The organism is Leeuwenhoekiella parthenopeia, from assembly GCF_020782115.1.
Lineage (GTDB): Bacteria > Bacteroidota > Bacteroidia > Flavobacteriales > Flavobacteriaceae > Leeuwenhoekiella > Leeuwenhoekiella parthenopeia.
The window spans coordinates 80,472-95,836 of the sequence record NZ_JAJGMW010000018.1 but is presented as its reverse complement, the minus strand read 5'-3'; the positions used below and the strand labels follow the sequence as shown (position 1 = coordinate 95,836).

The window sequence follows — 15,365 nt, the reverse complement described above, 5'->3', positions numbered from 1 at the left end:
CAATGACTATTTAGAACATCATCGTCGCGATGGTACTGATAATTCCAATTTTATATTGGAATAAGAAAGGGGACTTTCAGTCCCCAGTAAAATAAACCTCTGCACTTTTAGTGCAGAGTGGTTTAGTTAAAAAATTCAGTAATGAAATACATCAGACTTACTAAAGAACAACTTGATGAAATGCACCAGGAGTTTATAAATTTTCTGGCAACACAGTCAATCACCGCAGACGAGTGGGAGTCTATAAAACGCGATAAGCCCGAGGTTGCAGAGCAGGAACTGGACGTTTTTAGCGATCTTATCTGGGAAGGTGTTTTGAGCAAAGTGCAGTATCTCGAGCATTTTTCGGCCCAGCATATGTTTCTCTTTGAAGTAGGTGCTGTTAAAATAAGTATGATTTCTATTGAAGTCGAAAATAAAAGCATCGACATAACCACAGCTGCCGGTTACAAATGGCTTCAGGAAAATTTCATGAAAGACGAGGTAAATCTGTACACCTCGAGCAAGCTGCTTTCTGATGATCGCAACAATGATATTTTCGTCTTAATACGACAAGGTGCAAATATCACACAGGGCGATCTGTACAAGTGGTTTGAGAAATTTGTTGAAGTAGATTAGCTTACCTAATCTCATTCTTAAATTCAAATTTAGATTACTCGTAGCGCAGCGATTCTACCGGGTCTAATTTTGCGGCTTTAACCGCAGGTAAGAGGCCTGCAATAATCGCGACAATCAGCGTTACTGCGGTAGCCGAAAACATGGCCAGCCAGGGTGTGGTAAAATTAAAATTAGCTACAGAAGATATGAGAATTCCGATGGCTATTCCCAGAATAATCCCAAGTATACCGCCAAACTGACCTATCATAATCGTTTCCATTAGAAACTGTCCTGCAATGGTGCTCTTTTTGGCTCCTAATGCTTTACGTACACCAATTTCGCGGGTACGTTCAGTAACCGAAACCAGCATAATGTTCATAAGGGCTATCGATGAACCCAATATCGTAATCAGGCTTATAACCCAGGCGGCAATAGAGAGATAACCACTTATTTCACTAATTTGATTAATTAGGTCATCACTTCTGCCTATTCCAAAGTCATTTTTTTCAACAGGCGCGAGTTGTCTGATATTTCTAAAGGTGATGATCGCCTCATCGAGAGCTCCTTCAAAAGCATCTTTATTATCTACTTTCACACTTACCGAATAGTTGATGTTGGGTTGTGTAAATAGGGACCTCGCAACCTGAATAGGGATAATTACCCGTAAATCCTGATTATTTCCAAAAGTTGAACCCTTTTCTTCAAGCACTCCTATAACCTTAAAGCGCGAGCCGCGAATGCTGATGGTTTTATTGATGGGATTTACGTTTTTGAGCAGTCCGTTTTTAAAATCGCTTCCCAAAATACAAACCCTATTGTTGTTTTGAATATCAAACTGCGTAAAATCACGGCCCAAAGCTAAATCCAGGCCGGAGTTTTCAAGGAAGTTTTCATTGGCTCCAAGTACGGTGACTTCAGGATCTGTTTCTTCATTTTCAAATTTTACCTCGGCGGTCGAGGTACCGGTAAAGGAAACCGAAACCTGAGACGTGGGAAAAATATAGTTTTCTTCAAAGGCTTTCACCTGTGTGTAGCGTATCACAGGATTTATTTTTTGATCTTCACCGCTTTCGCGTCTGCGGGTGTTAAACTCATACCGCTGTATATTAAACGTATTGGCACCCATAGAGGAGAAATCACTGCTTATGGTATTTTCAAGCGCTTTAACCAGGCTTAAAATGGCTACAAGAGCCGTAATACCTATTGCGATAATCAATACGGTAAGTATGGTGCGCAACAATTGCGTACGTATAGAATCAAAAGCGATGCGCACATTTTCGCGAAAAAGTGAAAACATAAATGTTAGTTTGTGACCATAGGTCTGCTAAAGTTCTAAAAAGTTACCGTTTTATAAAATAAAGAAGCACAAACCCTCATTTTTTAAGATATTTGCAGCCCCCTAAAGGGGGAATTAAATAGTTTATAATTTCAAAGCCTAATAACAACAGATAATATGGCTCAAAAACCCAGTATACCTAAAGGAACCCGTGATTTTTCACCTGAAGAAGTATCGAGACGCAATTACATCATCAATACGTTGCGCCATAATTTTGAGCTGTTCGGTTTTCAGCCTATTGAAACTCCGTCTTTTGAAAACAGCAGCACGCTGATGGGTAAATACGGCGATGAAGGCGACCGGTTGATCTTTAAGATTCTGAATAGCGGTGATTATTTGAGTAAAGTTTCGGAGGAAAACTATGCTGCAAAGGACAGCAATGCATTGACATCAGAAATCTCCGAAAAAGCCCTACGTTACGACCTTACCGTGCCGTTTGCGCGCTATGTGGTGCAGCATCAAAATGAGATTGAGTTTCCGTTTAAGCGGTATCAGATACAGCCGGTATGGCGTGCAGACCGTCCGCAAAAGGGTCGTTTTCGTGAGTTTTTTCAATGTGATGCAGATGCGGTAGGTTCGCAATCGTTGCTTCAGGAAGTCACTTTTGTACAATTGTATGATGCGGTTTTTACCGATTTGGGACTGAAAGGCACCACGGTTAAAATGAACAACCGTAAAATCCTTTCCGGCCTTGCCGAAACCATAGGTGCTTCAGATAAACTGATTGATTTTACCGTAGCGCTAGATAAACTCGATAAAATAGGGGAGGAAGGTGTGATTACCGAAATGCTTTCCAAAGGAATTACTGCTGAAGCCATTGAGCGCGTCAAACCCATTTTTAAGGTAAGCGGAAGCTTTGCGGAGAAACTTTCAGTATTAAAAGAACTTTTAGCAGATTCAGAAACCGGAAAACAGGGAATTGAAGAATTACAATACATCAACGAGAAGATTGAAGCTTTAGGCCTTAAAACCGTAACCCTCGATCTGGATGTCACTTTAGCCCGCGGACTCAATTACTACACGGGAGCGATTTTTGAAGTGGCTGCACCAAAAGGCGTGCAAATGGGAAGTATTGGCGGTGGTGGTCGCTATGATGATTTGACTAGTATTTTTGGATCTAACCAACCACTTAGCGGCGTTGGGATTTCTTTCGGTTTAGACCGTATTTACCTGGTGCTCGAAGAGTTAAATCTTTTTCCTGAACAAGCCATTAAAGGTACGCGTCTTTTATTCCTCAATTTCGGTGAAAACGAAGCGCTGTATTGTTTAAAAGCTGTTCAAAGTTTACGCGAAGCGGGCATCACTGCAGAGCTTTATCCGGACAGTGCCAAGATGAAAAAGCAAATGTCTCACGCCGATAAGCGTAACATCAACTTTGTAGTACTCGCGGGTACTCAGGAAATGGCAGATGGGGTGTATACCCTAAAAAATATGAAAACGGGCGAGCAGCAATCTTTAAATCTGCAGGCACTAATAAAGGCTATATCTTAAATAAAAAAGCGGGATCATTTGATCCCGTTTTTTTATTTTATTGAGCTTCTTCCTGTTCCACAGCCGGTGGCGTGTAGTCAAAAAGCCGCTGATCTTTAATCTGCTGGGCGATTCCGTTAGGTAACATAGCTTCCCATCCCGGCTCACCGGTTGAAATCATTTTAAGTACCTGTCTGGAGAATACATTGAGGATATCGGGGTTGTAATCTTCGATATCTACCACACGACCGTTGTATTTGAAGAATTTGTACAATTCTTTCATACGCGGATGCACCTTCAAGTTTTCGCTGGTAAAGAATTCACCGGTTTCGGGATCACGCATAGGATACAGATATACGCGTAAATCTTTAAAGAATAGCTTGCCAAAAGCCTCCAGAATTCCACCGCTGAGATGGCGGTAATACGACTCGTCAAAAATATCGATCAGGTTATTAACACCCATCGCAAGTCCCATACGTTCTTTGGTGTAACGCGAGAAGTATTCAACCAGTTTATAGTATTCCTGAAAGTTTGAAATCATTACGGTATGCCCCAGATTACAGAGCAGACGCGCACGATCCATAAAATCTTCTTCATCGATTTCTCCTTCGGCCCGAAGGTTTGAAAGGGTAATTTCAAAAATAACTTCGGTATTGTCTTCGCTTACCCGGTTTTCATTTAAGAAGATCTGAAGCGATTTGCGGTACATATCGGTATTCACCTTGGTTACCGGTCTAAAGCTTCCGCGCAGCGCAAGAATATTCTTTTTGTAAAGAATTTTTGCAGCCAGAATGTTATTTCCATCAGGGCCAAACATTACGGCATCTGTAAATCCGTTTTTAACCAGCTGTAAACTCATCAGACGGTTGTCAACCTTTGCAAACTCAGGCCCCGAAAAGTTAATCATATCGATCTCGATCTGATCTTTATCGATATGATCGTAGAGGTAGCGCAGTAATTTTTTAGGAGAGTCATACTTGTAGTAGGCTCCGTAAATCAGGTTTACACCCAGCGTACCCAGTGTGAGTTGCTGCAGCCGTGCATCGGTCTCGTGAAAACGCACGTGCAGGATAATCTCGTTAAAATCGCCACCCGGTTTGGTCTGGTATTTTATTCCTACCCAACCGTGTCCTTTGTATTTTTTAGCAAAATCTATTGTGGCAACGGTGTTGGCATACGTGAAATAGATCTTGTTAGGATGCTTTTCGCGGGAAATACGATTCTCAAGCAAATTGGTCTCGTGAGCCAGCATTTTTTTGAGTCGGGACTCAGTTACATAGCGCTGATCTTCCTCCACACCATACACTGCGTCGCTAAAGTCTTTATCGTAAGCAGACATAGCTTTTGCGATAGTACCACTGGCACCCCCCGCTCTAAAAAAATGCCTTACGGTTTCCTGACCGGCACCTATTTCGGCAAAAGTACCGTAGATGTTTTCATTCAGGTTAATACGTAGGGCTTTATTGTTAATCGAAGGGATATTTTCAAACTCTTTGTCACCTTGAATTGTGATAGGCATATTGCGTAGGTTTTGGGTGAGTACTGGTCATGTTATTGACGGGTTAAAGATACCAAAATGGTAGGGCTTAGAAAAAATAAAGTGTAGTTTTGTGTTAAATTTCACAGGTTTGAAAATCACTTTTCTAGGCACAGGCACATCGCAGGGAATCCCCATTATTGGCAGCAATCACCCGGTTTGCAAAAGTGAAGATCCCCGTGATACACGCTTGCGGGTTTCGGCACTTATTGAAGTAAACGGCTATAATTATGTAATTGATTGCGGGCCAGATTTTAGGCAGCAAATGCTGACTCACCAGGTTGATCATTTGGATGCTTTACTTTTTACCCACGAGCACGCAGATCATACTGCGGGACTCGATGATATACGTCCGTTTTTCTTCAGACAGGGCGATATTCCTATTTATGCGCACAAACGGGTTGTGGGCGAACTCAAAAAACGCTTTGATTATATTTTTAAGACCGAAGACCGCTATCCCGGAGCTCCGGCTGTAGCCATCAACGAGGTTGTGAATAATGAATCTTTTCAATTGAATGATCTTGAAGTAACTCCTGTAAATGTGATGCATGCCAATCTTCAGGTTTTTGGTTACCGCTTTGAAAACCTGGCTTATCTTACCGATGTTAAAACCATTGCCGAGGAAGAAAAGGCCAAGTTGAAAGGTCTTGATGTTCTGGTTGTAAATGCCTTGCGCAAAGAACCACACTATTCGCATTTTAACCTGGAGGAAGCGCTTGATTTTGTTGCCGAAATAAAACCCAAAAGAACCTATTTTACCCACATCAGCCATTTGTTGGGTTTTCACGCAGAAGTTGAAGATAAACTTCCTGAAAACGTACACCTGGCTTATGATGGCTTAACTTTAGAATTATAACTACCATGCGCCGTAGCATTTTTATGTACCTTTTTTTATTTGCAGCATTATGGATTGTTTTTCAATACGTAAACGCCAGCAAATCTTTTGATAGACAACAAGATAAAATTGAGCGTCTGGAAGTTGAGCTTACAGAAGTGAACGATTCTCTTGCTTCAATTGATCTGAATGCCGGTCGTTATTTTAAACTAACCGGTAATGAGAATGCATATGATTACTTTGAGCGTTTTGGTGTAGAGGTCGGCGGTCTTGAGAGCCGAATCGAAACCGCTCTGGTTTCTAAGAATTCAACTTCAGGTAACCCGCTTATTCCCTATGAGAACGCCACCGGAGTTTTTCAAATTAATAAAGTGGAAGTGCTGAATCACAAATGGGTGATCGCCGATTTCAGCGACGGAAAACGTTGGGGCGAATTAATCTTGCTTTATGATGTGGATAAAGACGGAAGCATCAGTTTTGAAACCCTGCAGAGCGTGATTTATCCTTAATGCTTCAGTAGCCAGTCACGCAAATCGTAGAAATTCTGCGGAGCCACCCCGTGTCCCACAGGATATTCGCGTAATCTCCCTTTAATCCCCAGTTTTTCAAGATACGCGGGTACTTTCCGCGCAGCGCTAACCGGAATAACCTGATCTACCGTACCGTGCGAGCTAAAAACCGAAAGATGCTCATAAGCACTCAAATCAGATTTCGGGTCTGTTATGGCCTCATTGATGTAGCCGCTAAGACCAATTAAATTTTTCACCTTTTCAGGATAGGTGAGTGCCACTGCATAGCTCAAAATACAACCCTGACTAAAGCCGAGTAGTGTCACATTTGAAGCATCCAGATCGTAAGCGTCGACTACTTCGTCTATAAATTTCACGAGCAGGTCACGGGCTGCTAAAGCCTCTTCGTCATCAGACCATTTTCCGTCTGTAGCATCCCAGTGAATGGTGTACCAGGCATTGCCATAAGGTTGCATAGCTAATGGTGCTTTCGCAGAAATGATAAAATACGTTTCAGGCAGCTCGGGAGCGAATGAAAACAAGTCCTCTTCATTGCTTCCGTACCCGTGTAAAAGCAGCAAAAGAGGCGGTTTTGAGTCGGTTTGTATTTTTGGTTTTTGAATAAGGTGTTCTAGAGAGAAATTGTTCATGCTATTCTATAAATGTGAACCATTTTTGAAAATATTTGCCCAATAGTGGTACCGGGATGGCATTGCCCTGAAAGGCATTAACCACACCATAACCCCATAACACAAAAATAAACAGGTAAAAGCCGGCGGTTGCACCCCAGTTATTGAGGTAAGAAACCATAAATCCAAGGGCAAAAAAAGTAATAAATATGCCAAATGCCTGCCTGATGTGAAACCGTGCAAAGGGATTCTTGGATTCCAAATTCATGAAAATTGCGATGATCGCCCCTACAATGGTTATATAAGCGACAATTGCCCGGGTTTTACCCTCCTGTATTTCTTCTGTTGTCATGACTTAGGAAGCTATAAATTGATTATTTGCGATTATGCCGTAAACACTTCCCCGAAGTTCTGCACCTAAAAATGCCGCATTTTTAGATTTTGAGCGTATCTGTTCTTTAGTGAAGGTGTTTGTGCCTTCGGTAGTAAATAATGTGAGATTGGCGGTTTCTCCGGTCCTGACCTGAGTTCTGACACCCGTAAAGCGCTCCCTGCCTTTGGTAAGGGCTTTTACAGCTACTTCTGCAGAAACGAGTTGGAGCAGAGCACCCAGCGTTGCTTCCTGAGCAATAGTTCCAAATTTGGCGTGATCAAATTCAAGTTTTTTCAATTCGATATCCAATGGATTGTGGTCACTGGTCACCATGTCAATGGTACCATCTTCAAGACCGGCAACAAGCGCTTTTCGGTCTTCCTCGGTGCGCAGAGGAGGTAAAACTTTATAGCGTGTATCAAAATCATGAAGGGCCGCATCGGTGTAAAACAAATTGGTAATCGCAACACTGCAGGTAACATCCAGCCCTTTTTCTTTGGCTGCTTTAACAAGCGCCACACTTTGTGCTGTAGAAATTGTAGGGATGTGTAGTTTACCCCCTGCATATTCCAGCAGGTATAGGTCACGGGTTATCTGCAAGTGCTCGGCCAGAGCAGGAATTCCTTTAAGACCCAGTTGAATGGCGGTTTCTCCTTCATTTGCCATCCCGTTAATAACTAAATCATTTTCCTGAGGAAATGATAAAACCAGGCCGTCAAAGCCCTGTGTATATTGCAAGGCTAGCTTTAATAAATTGGGATTCTTAATCGCGTGCTGATAATCGCCAAAAGCCACCGCACCGGCCTGCTGCATGTCGTACAGCTCAGCCAGATCAATACCTGCACCGTTTTGGGTGAGTGCACCAATAGGGTAGAGGTCTACCGCGTGACCGGAAGATTTTGTTTTTAAAAAGTTAATAACAGCGCTGTCATCTGCAACTGGTTTGGTATTCGGGTTGACCGCAATGCCGGTAAAACCACTCTTTGCCGCTACCTGAAGTCCATTTTTAAGCGTTTCCCGTTCTTCATATCCCGGTTCGCCCATACTAACACTGGAGTCAAACCAGCCTGCAGATACGTGCAGGTCTTTAAGCTCAATGATTTCTTCGTCTTTTTTAGCGGAGAGGGATTCGGCGATCTCTGTGAGTACTCCATTTTCGATGCGCAGGTCAACTAATTTTCCATTCAAGGAGTGGTTGTCGTCTATAAGCTTTGCCTGGACTATGCGTGCGTTCATTTAAAGAATTTTAGGATAAGCATTTCTGATAGGAATGCAAACAGTGCAAAAATAACAAACCATTTGGAAAGGAGGTTAAGATTTGAGGCTTCCTGCAGTTCATTGATCAGGCTGCCCACTTCATCGTAAAGCTCATGTTCTTCAAAGTTTTGTTCCTGTAATGCGCTTTCTAAGCGGTTGTAATTATAGGCTACCAGAGCTAGTGTGTCATTTTTATGTTTAAGTGCGTAAACGCCTGCTTTATCAAGTCCCGGCGTTTCGGAGATGGTGATTTTTGAGCCGCGTTTCTGCTGTAAGGGAATGATCTGATCGCCCTTATTCTCGAGTACCAGTACAGCATCTTCCGGCAGCGTAGCTTCAATCTCATAAGTAGCATTGTCGCCAAACGTATAATACAACCTGGGCGATTTTAAAGCTTCGACGGCGATTTTATCAAAAGTAGGTACAATAAGCTGTCCGTTTATAAAATTGCTGTTTCCCGCATTCAATGCTCCTGTAAAAACGTAAAGGCCGTTACTTTCAGCGAGGAATACGGCCCCATTTTCCAGCCCAAGTATAGACCCGGTTCCGGTGAGCGGAAAATAAGATTGCAGTATGTGCGATTGCAAATTAGATGTTCTGCCGCTAAATACATTTTGATAGAGTGGGTGATCATAATTGATACTCGTAATGCGCTGCGCAGTCGTGTTCTTTTCGCCGAATGGCAGAAAACCATAAGCACCCAGTAGCGGAGTGTAAATTTCGCTTCGGGCATCAGCAGCAGGAATCAGGATTAACGTGCCGCCTTGCGCTGTGTGTGACTTCAGCTGATTAATAAGAGCTGCCGGAATGTTTGAAAGCTCATTTAGGACTATTAAATTTTGATCTGCGAGTAAACTGTAATCCAGTTCGGCAGATTGAACAATTGTAAGCTCATAGTCGGGAGACCGGTACAGACGCGAAATGAAATCTGAATCGGTATTGGATATAGCCAAAACTTTTAAAGGTCTGGGAGCGCCGGCGGCGAAATAAAACTGATTGTCGTAGTTGAGATTAGGATCTTCAATGCTAAGTTTTCCGGCTATTTGATTTTGTGTTTCCAGACTGAAATAAACCGAGGTCGTATCGCTGTTATTAAAATTTGCGGTAGCCTTAGTGAGCAATTGATCGCCGTTATATACCGAAACCGGAACCTGGTTTTCTAAAGGTGTTGTAGCTGATAACCAAACCCGGAATTTCATTCCGGTTGACTCAAGCTCCGAGCTCAGACTGTCTAAAGCAATGTTGCTGTAATCAATAGGTTTAAGGATTACATTGTATAGATTTAAGCTGCCGGAATCCGGTTTTTTTTCAGGTTGTAAATCCTGAAAATCGCTTACAAGGATTAATCGTTTGTTTTTTGTACGATCTTTTGAAAAGAGGGATTTGAGTTGCAGCATTAAATTTTCCTGCGATAGGGTGGCAGACGTATAATCAAGATCCTGCAAAACCGAGCGGTCTTTAGCCGGATCAAAATCTTTTGACTGGTTGTCCCAGGTAGCCAGGGTAAGGGTTTTGCCTTTAGGCAGGTTAGCGAGTAAATCCTGTTTGACCTCATTAAGCAAAGTGCCTTTGTCGCCCTGAGCCTGCATACTGAATGAATTATCAATAAACAAAACGGTTTCCTGCTCCTGCAGTGCAGCGCCTGTTTCCGGTATAAAAGGCTGGGCAAAGGCCAAAATTAATCCTGCCAGGGCACAGAGCCTCGTAAACAGAATAAGCCATTTTTTTAGGGTATTGCTTTTGCGGGTGTTTTGCACCACGCGTTCTAAAAAAACCACGTTAGTAAAGGCTGTTTTCTTAAATCTCCTTAACTGAAACAGGTGAATGATAACAGGAATAAGCAGTAAAAAAAGGAAGTAAAGAATTTCGGGGTTTTTAAACTGCATAGTGCTGGCAATTAGCTGGCCTAAATTAGCGGTTTTTGATTTAGGAACTTACTTTTTTGATGGTAAAATCAAAAGTAGCTCCCTTTCCTTCCTCACTGCTTACACTGATGATTCCACCGAGAGATTGAACCAGGTTTCTTACCGTAGATAAGCCTATGCCGTTTCCTTTCTTTCCTTTATTATCAGCATCTGTAGCAGTACTAAAGAGGTCAAAAATCATCTCCTGCTTGTCTTTGGGTATGCCTTTTCCGTTATCAGAAACCTGAATGTAATAATACGCGTGGTCCTGAGTACATTTAATATTGATGATACCCGTTTCCTTATCGTTGTATTTTAAACTATTGGTAATCAGGTTCAATAAAATCTGGTTTACCGCAGACTTATTGGTAATCAGTTCCATAGGGTTTTCCGGCAGGTTTATGATGTAATCCTCATTAATATTAAGCAGATCTATAAGTTCTTCAAGTAAATCCTGAAGATCAAAAGCTTCGGCTTTTTCTGCTGACTGCTCTTCGCTTTCGTAATAGGAAAGCAAATTGTCTATATAATCACTGAGCGAAAATGAAGATTGCTTGAGATAAGACAAATAGTCATTTCCCTGCGCATCGAGTTTAGGAGCATATTTGGCCCTTAAAATATCTGTTGTGATTATCATATTGGCTAAAGGCATTTTCATATCGTGTGATACCGTGCCTGCAAACTTGCGTAATTGTTCATTTTTTTTCTGAAGCAACTGCTCGATTTCTAGCAGTTTGAGATTGTTTCGCCGCAGTTCAAAAAGGTTTTCAACCTGACTTGCCAGATCTCTCAGCGATTCGATCTGAGTTGCAGAGAGCGTTCTGGGTTTACTGTCAATCACACAAAGTGTACCCAGCGGATGGCCATTTTTGGTAAGCAGAGGCACACCTGCATAAAAAATAACGGGCGTCTCGAGTCTTGTTAAGGGATTATCCTTAAATCGGGGATCTTTACGCGCATCATTTACAATTGTAATTTCCCGGGGATTCAAAATCGCATGAGAACAGAAAGAAACATCCCTCTCGGTATCACAGAAGTCTGTACCTATTTTTGATTTAAAAAATTGCTTTTCTGCCTTTATAAGAGTTATCAGCGCTATAGGCACCTCACAGATCGCAGAGGCCAGACGGGTAATTACATCATAATTGGCATCAGGCTCGTAGGAAAGCTGAAGCTCTTCCAGTTCCATAAGGCGTTCAGATTCAAAAGTAGGTAAGGCCGGTATTTGCATGATGTTGGTTGGTTAAAAACAGTTGGTCTCTTTCTAAAATTATGCCACTTAAACCAATTAGAGCCATAGTGACACACTTTTCTTTTTAAGGCTTTAATATTAAAAGCTAAAAAAGTTCTTTTTCAAAGGCGCTCAGGCCAAAAAGCGCAAAGTCGTATTTAACGGGATCTTTCGGGTCAAATCGCCTCAGGTTCTTATCGAGCTCGGCTAAAGCTGTCGCATCGTTTTGTTTGCGTTTGAGTAAACCCAGCTGGCGTGCGACTCTCCCGGAATGTACGTCAAGCGGACACGAGAGCAGAGCAGGAGAGAGGCTTTTCCAGATCCCGAAATCCACTCCGGCATCAGCCGGTCGAACCATCCATCTTAAAAACATATTGATGCGTTTGGCGGCTGATTTCTTTAAAGGGTCACTCATGTGTTTACGGGTGCGCGGGAGATGCTCTACTTCAAAAAAGCGTTTTTTGAAATGATGAATAGCAAGTTGCAGATCGCCCTGTTCCAGATTTTTATGAAATACAGCCTCCAGCCCGTTATATTTTGAATAAATATGCTTTAAAGCGACGATAAAGGTTGCAAGATCTTCCCCGTTGAATGTACGGTGAACAAAATGCTGAAGTGTGTTTAAGTCTTCGGCGGAATGGTTGATGACAAAGTCGTAAGGATTGTTTTCGAGAAGTTCAACCAGTTTATTACTGTTTGTAATGATGCTTTTGCGATTGCCCCAGGCAATAGTGGCGACAAGAAAACCAATGATTTCTATGTCTTCCTTTTTGCTGAACTGATGCGGAATTTGAATGGGATCGGTGCCTATAAATTTTGGATTCTCATAGTAAGCGGCTTTTTCGTCCAGAAATTCTTTTAGTTCACTTTTTTTAAGTTTAAGTGATGATTTTGCCATCTACCATAGTAAGTTTACGATCGGCCATTGCAGCCAGATCTTCATTATGTGTCACGATTACAAAAGTCTGATTGTAAGTGTCGCGCAGTTTGAAAAACAATTTGTGCAGATTTTCGGCAGATTCGCTGTCCAGGTTACCCGAAGGCTCATCGGCCAGAATAAGTGCCGGTTCATTTATAAGGGACCGCGCAACGGCCACCCGTTGCTGTTCACCGCCCGAGAGTTGACCGGGTTTGTGCTCAATACGATGCGCCAAGCCTAAAAAACCTAAGAGGTCTTTGGCGCGCTTTTCGGCTTCTGCTTTGCTCTTTCGGGCGATAAAAGCCGGTATACAAACATTTTCAAGGGCTGTAAACTCGGGTAAAAGCTGATGAAACTGAAAAATAAAACCAATATTCAGGTTGCGGAATTTGCTCAGCTCCTTCTGTCCCAGCGCATGCACATTGATATCGTTAATACGTAGTTGTGTACCCGCGTGCTGGTCTGCCTTATCAAGTGTGCCTAATATTTGCAACAGCGTGGTCTTACCGGCGCCGCTGGCACCTACTATAGATACGACCTCGCCTTCAGAAATTTTTAAATCTACTCCTTTAAGTATTTGTACATCTCCATAGGATTTATACAGGTGTTCTGCTACAATCATCCAATACGCGTTTTTAGGAATCTGTTGTTGTTTGTGCTTCTCCTTATTATAAGAGTAAGTTACCACAACTGCATACGACTTAGCCTTGACTGTTTAAGCCGCTTTTAAATTGGAGCCAAAGATACTATTCGGCATAAGAATTACAGATGCAAATGCGGTTTTTATGGTATTTTGTTTAATCTTTTAAAGAAATGTATTAACAAAAGGTTAAACTCGATTTAACCTGTTGATCAGATTCTATCTTTGTTTAGCTATGAAAACAAATTTAATTAAAGCTACGTTTGCCAGTGGATGTTTCTGGTGTACCGAAGCTGTATTTCAACGATTTACCGGAATTTATAATGTGCGTAGCGGTTATACCGGTGGTCAAATCAAAAACCCACCCTACCGTGAAGTGTGTCAGGGACGTACCGGCCACGCTGAAGCAATAGAACTGGAATACGATCCCGAATTGATTTCGTATAAAGACTTACTACAGGTATTTTTTACCACGCACGATCCAACTACTTTAAACAGACAGGGTAATGATGTAGGCACGCAGTATCGTAGCGCTATTTTTTACCATTCTGAATCCCAAAAGCAAGAAGCTCTTGACTACATAAACTATCTTGAAGCTGAGCAGGTTTTTGAAAGTAAAATAGTTACTGAGGTGACTGAAGCCAAACCTTTTTATTATGCCGAGGATGAGCATCATGAGTTTTACAATAACCATCCTTTACAGGGATATTGCCAGTTTATCATAGATCCTAAGATCAATAAAATCAAAAAGCTGTATCAGCATAAACTACTTCCCGAATACCGCTAATCATTCATTCATTTTAATAGTTAAACCCACCCATTATGTCCCCGTACCGAAAATTTGAAGAGTATAATATTGAAGTTAAAGAAGATGTCAAAAACCGTTATAAATCAATCATTACAGATCTGGGCGAGGACGTTAATCGTGAAGGAATATTCAAAACTCCCGAGCGCGCTGCAAAAGCAATGATGTATTTAACCAGTGGTTATGACGTTGATGCTTCTGAAATTTTAAGTGGCGCAATGTTTAAGGAGGATTACAATGAAATGGTAATTGTCAAAAACATTGAACTCTATTCGCTTTGTGAACATCACCTTTTACCATTTTTTGGTAAGGCACATATTGCCTACATACCCAATGGTTACATCGTAGGTTTAAGCAAAATACCTCGTATCGTAGATGTTTTTTCGCGTCGTTTACAGGTGCAGGAACGGCTTACGCACAATATTCTGGAGTGCATTAATGATACGCTAAAACCTCAGGGCGTTGCAGTTGTGATCGAAGCTTCACATATGTGCATGATGATGCGTGGCGTACAGAAGCAAAACTCAACGACGACAACCTCAGGATTTAGAGGACAATTTGAGAATAGCGAAACGCGCAACGAATTCCTTAAGTTGATATCAAATGATTTGTCTTAGACTTTGGCAGGTTTTTTGGTACATATAAACAAAAAACGAGACTATGAGAGTACTTAATTATAACTTATTAATCAAGGGAGTTCTTTTCGATTTAATTGGTATGGCAACGATGGCGATACCGGTTGTGGGTCCTTTTCTTGATCTGGCCTGGGCTCCTTACGCCGCAAAAAAGATGGGCGAAATGTATCCCGGGAGAAATGGAAAAATAGCTTCGGTACTTGTTTTTGTTGAAGAGCTACTACCATTTACTGATATTATTCCTTCGTTTACTTTAATGTGGGTCTATACCTATCTAATCAAAACCGAAAAAGAGGTACGAACGATCCCAATACGCGTAAAAAACTAGTTTTAAAAAGATGTCGAAAGACATCTTTTTTTTATTGGAGTATTTCAAGAGCCCATTTTTTAGCTTCCAATAGGCTGGTAAAAGCTTTAAAAGGTTTCTGAATAAATTCTTGTTCCACAGTAGTACTCGATAGGCCAATCTCAGAAGTCACCACAACAGCCATTGCCATAAAGTTTTGTAGCCTGGACAGCGTATTGTAAACCAAAGGGTCTACACTGTAGGATGCGGTACGTATTGCGATGTATGCAAAGGGAAGTTGCTGAAAATGCTCCAGACAGGCATTAAAAACATCAAGCGCTAAATCTTCATTGATGCAAATGCAGGGGTTCATCGTGCCTAAAGCCAATGAACCTTCAAAAT

Annotated in this window: 17 protein-coding genes; 7 read left to right on the top strand and 10 right to left on the bottom strand. The window is 41.8% G+C overall.

All coding sequences use genetic code 11. From position 1 onward, the window contains the following. Positions 1-141 precede the first annotated feature (141 nt). Positions 142-618 carry a DUF6495 family protein gene (locus LLW17_RS13575; protein ID WP_228230833.1) on the top strand — a complete coding sequence of 159 codons (477 nt, stop codon included), beginning with the start codon at positions 142-144 and terminating at the stop codon, positions 616-618. A gap of 34 nt (positions 619-652) precedes the next feature. On the opposite strand, the gene LLW17_RS13570 is transcribed toward LLW17_RS13575, so the two are convergent. Further along, positions 653-1,894 (bottom strand): ABC transporter permease, encoded by a 1,242-nt coding sequence (locus LLW17_RS13570; protein WP_228230832.1) that lies wholly within the window; start codon positions 1,892-1,894, stop codon positions 653-655. 156 nt (positions 1,895-2,050) lie between these two features. Between LLW17_RS13570 and hisS the strand changes: the two genes are divergently transcribed. Further along, a complete protein-coding gene (gene hisS, locus LLW17_RS13565; protein WP_228230831.1) occupies positions 2,051-3,424 on the top strand; it encodes a histidine--tRNA ligase in 1,374 nt (457 codons plus the stop codon). 37 nt (positions 3,425-3,461) lie between these two features. Here hisS and LLW17_RS13560 read toward each other — a convergent pair whose 3' ends face one another. Beyond that, on the bottom strand, positions 3,462-4,922 hold the full coding sequence (locus LLW17_RS13560) for a TonB-dependent receptor (RefSeq protein WP_228230830.1): 1,461 nt from the start codon (positions 4,920-4,922) through the stop codon (positions 3,462-3,464). Positions 4,923-5,031: 109 nt separating this feature from the next. On the opposite strand from LLW17_RS13560, the gene LLW17_RS13555 reads away from it, so the two are divergent. Both LLW17_RS13555 and LLW17_RS13550 read left to right on the top strand, forming a co-directional pair. Continuing rightward, complete coding sequence (locus LLW17_RS13555; RefSeq protein ID WP_228230829.1) at positions 5,032-5,796, top strand: MBL fold metallo-hydrolase; 765 nt, start codon at positions 5,032-5,034, stop codon at positions 5,794-5,796. Between the two features lie 5 nt (positions 5,797-5,801). Further along, on the top strand, positions 5,802-6,284 hold the full coding sequence (locus tag LLW17_RS13550; RefSeq protein ID WP_228230828.1) for a hypothetical protein: 483 nt from the start codon (positions 5,802-5,804) through the stop codon (positions 6,282-6,284). On the opposite strand, the gene LLW17_RS13545 is transcribed toward LLW17_RS13550, so the two are convergent. The 7 genes from LLW17_RS13545 to LLW17_RS13515 form a co-directional block, all read right to left on the bottom strand. Beyond that, entirely contained in the window at positions 6,281-6,934 is a 654-nt protein-coding gene (locus LLW17_RS13545) for an alpha/beta hydrolase (RefSeq protein ID WP_228230827.1), read from the bottom strand. The two genes, LLW17_RS13550 and LLW17_RS13545, sit on opposite strands and share 4 nt — an antisense overlap. 1 nt (position 6,935) lies before the next feature. Beyond that, entirely contained in the window at positions 6,936-7,265 is a 330-nt protein-coding gene (locus LLW17_RS13540) for a DUF4870 domain-containing protein (protein ID WP_228230826.1), read from the bottom strand. Between the two features lie 3 nt (positions 7,266-7,268). Then, on the bottom strand, positions 7,269-8,522 hold the full coding sequence (locus LLW17_RS13535) for a dihydroorotase (protein ID WP_228230825.1): 1,254 nt from the start codon (positions 8,520-8,522) through the stop codon (positions 7,269-7,271). Then, the gene (locus LLW17_RS13530) at positions 8,519-10,429 is read right to left on the bottom strand and encodes a BatA domain-containing protein (protein ID WP_228230824.1); all 1,911 of its coding nucleotides are present in this window, start codon (positions 10,427-10,429) and stop codon (positions 8,519-8,521) included. Before LLW17_RS13530 ends, LLW17_RS13535 begins: the two co-directional genes overlap by 4 nt. Before the next feature lie 40 nt (positions 10,430-10,469). After that, positions 10,470-11,678, bottom strand: coding sequence for a sensor histidine kinase (locus LLW17_RS13525; RefSeq protein ID WP_228230823.1), 1,209 nt, complete (start codon positions 11,676-11,678; stop codon positions 10,470-10,472). A 106-nt stretch (positions 11,679-11,784) separates the two neighbouring features. Continuing rightward, positions 11,785-12,576, bottom strand: coding sequence for a TIGR02757 family protein (locus tag LLW17_RS13520; protein ID WP_228230822.1), 792 nt, complete (start codon positions 12,574-12,576; stop codon positions 11,785-11,787). Further along, the gene (locus tag LLW17_RS13515; RefSeq protein WP_228230821.1) at positions 12,557-13,219 is read right to left on the bottom strand and encodes an ABC transporter ATP-binding protein; all 663 of its coding nucleotides are present in this window, start codon (positions 13,217-13,219) and stop codon (positions 12,557-12,559) included. The genes LLW17_RS13520 and LLW17_RS13515 overlap by 20 nt, the downstream gene beginning before the upstream one ends. Positions 13,220-13,472: 253 nt before the next feature. On the opposite strand from LLW17_RS13515, the gene msrA reads away from it, so the two are divergent. From msrA to LLW17_RS13500, 3 genes are read left to right on the top strand one after another with little or no spacing between them, the layout of a single operon-like run. Next, a complete protein-coding gene (gene msrA / locus LLW17_RS13510) occupies positions 13,473-14,024 on the top strand; it encodes a peptide-methionine (S)-S-oxide reductase MsrA (RefSeq protein WP_228230820.1) in 552 nt (183 codons plus the stop codon). Positions 14,025-14,059: 35 nt separating this feature from the next. Continuing rightward, the gene (gene folE, locus LLW17_RS13505) at positions 14,060-14,659 is read left to right on the top strand and encodes a GTP cyclohydrolase I FolE (protein ID WP_228230819.1); all 600 of its coding nucleotides are present in this window, start codon (positions 14,060-14,062) and stop codon (positions 14,657-14,659) included. Between the two features lie 43 nt (positions 14,660-14,702). Continuing rightward, positions 14,703-15,005 (top strand): hypothetical protein, encoded by a 303-nt coding sequence (locus LLW17_RS13500; RefSeq protein WP_228230818.1) that lies wholly within the window; start codon positions 14,703-14,705, stop codon positions 15,003-15,005. Positions 15,006-15,036: 31 nt separating this feature from the next. Here the strand turns inward: LLW17_RS13500 and LLW17_RS13495 are convergent, their stop codons facing one another. Beyond that, positions 15,037-15,336, bottom strand: coding sequence for a hypothetical protein (locus LLW17_RS13495; RefSeq protein ID WP_228230817.1), 300 nt, complete (start codon positions 15,334-15,336; stop codon positions 15,037-15,039). Positions 15,337-15,365: the final 29 nt, after the last annotated feature.

Excerpts from the sequence above, each read along its gene's own strand:
- LLW17_RS13550 (WP_228230828.1), top strand. The coding sequence starts at position 5,802 with ATGCGCCGTAGCATTTTTATGTACCTTTTTTTATTTGCAGCATTATGG.
- hisS (WP_228230831.1), top strand. The coding sequence starts at position 2,051 with ATGGCTCAAAAACCCAGTATACCTAAAGGAACCCGTGATTTTTCACCT.
- LLW17_RS13515 (WP_228230821.1), bottom strand. The coding sequence starts at position 13,219 with ATGATTGTAGCAGAACACCTGTATAAATCCTATGGAGATGTACAAATA.
- LLW17_RS13575 (WP_228230833.1), top strand. The coding sequence starts at position 142 with ATGAAATACATCAGACTTACTAAAGAACAACTTGATGAAATGCACCAG.
- msrA (WP_228230820.1), top strand. The coding sequence starts at position 13,473 with ATGAAAACAAATTTAATTAAAGCTACGTTTGCCAGTGGATGTTTCTGG.
- LLW17_RS13500 (WP_228230818.1), top strand. The coding sequence starts at position 14,703 with ATGAGAGTACTTAATTATAACTTATTAATCAAGGGAGTTCTTTTCGAT.
- LLW17_RS13520 (WP_228230822.1), bottom strand. The coding sequence starts at position 12,576 with ATGGCAAAATCATCACTTAAACTTAAAAAAAGTGAACTAAAAGAATTT.
- LLW17_RS13560 (WP_228230830.1), bottom strand. The coding sequence starts at position 4,922 with ATGCCTATCACAATTCAAGGTGACAAAGAGTTTGAAAATATCCCTTCG.
- LLW17_RS13570 (WP_228230832.1), bottom strand. The coding sequence starts at position 1,894 with ATGTTTTCACTTTTTCGCGAAAATGTGCGCATCGCTTTTGATTCTATA.
- LLW17_RS13540 (WP_228230826.1), bottom strand. The coding sequence starts at position 7,265 with ATGACAACAGAAGAAATACAGGAGGGTAAAACCCGGGCAATTGTCGCT.
- LLW17_RS13495 (WP_228230817.1), bottom strand. The coding sequence starts at position 15,336 with ATGAACCCCTGCATTTGCATCAATGAAGATTTAGCGCTTGATGTTTTT.
- LLW17_RS13525 (WP_228230823.1), bottom strand. The coding sequence starts at position 11,678 with ATGCAAATACCGGCCTTACCTACTTTTGAATCTGAACGCCTTATGGAA.
- LLW17_RS13545 (WP_228230827.1), bottom strand. The coding sequence starts at position 6,934 with ATGAACAATTTCTCTCTAGAACACCTTATTCAAAAACCAAAAATACAA.
- LLW17_RS13530 (WP_228230824.1), bottom strand. The coding sequence starts at position 10,429 with ATGCAGTTTAAAAACCCCGAAATTCTTTACTTCCTTTTTTTACTGCTT.
- folE (WP_228230819.1), top strand. The coding sequence starts at position 14,060 with ATGTCCCCGTACCGAAAATTTGAAGAGTATAATATTGAAGTTAAAGAA.
- LLW17_RS13535 (WP_228230825.1), bottom strand. The coding sequence starts at position 8,522 with ATGAACGCACGCATAGTCCAGGCAAAGCTTATAGACGACAACCACTCC.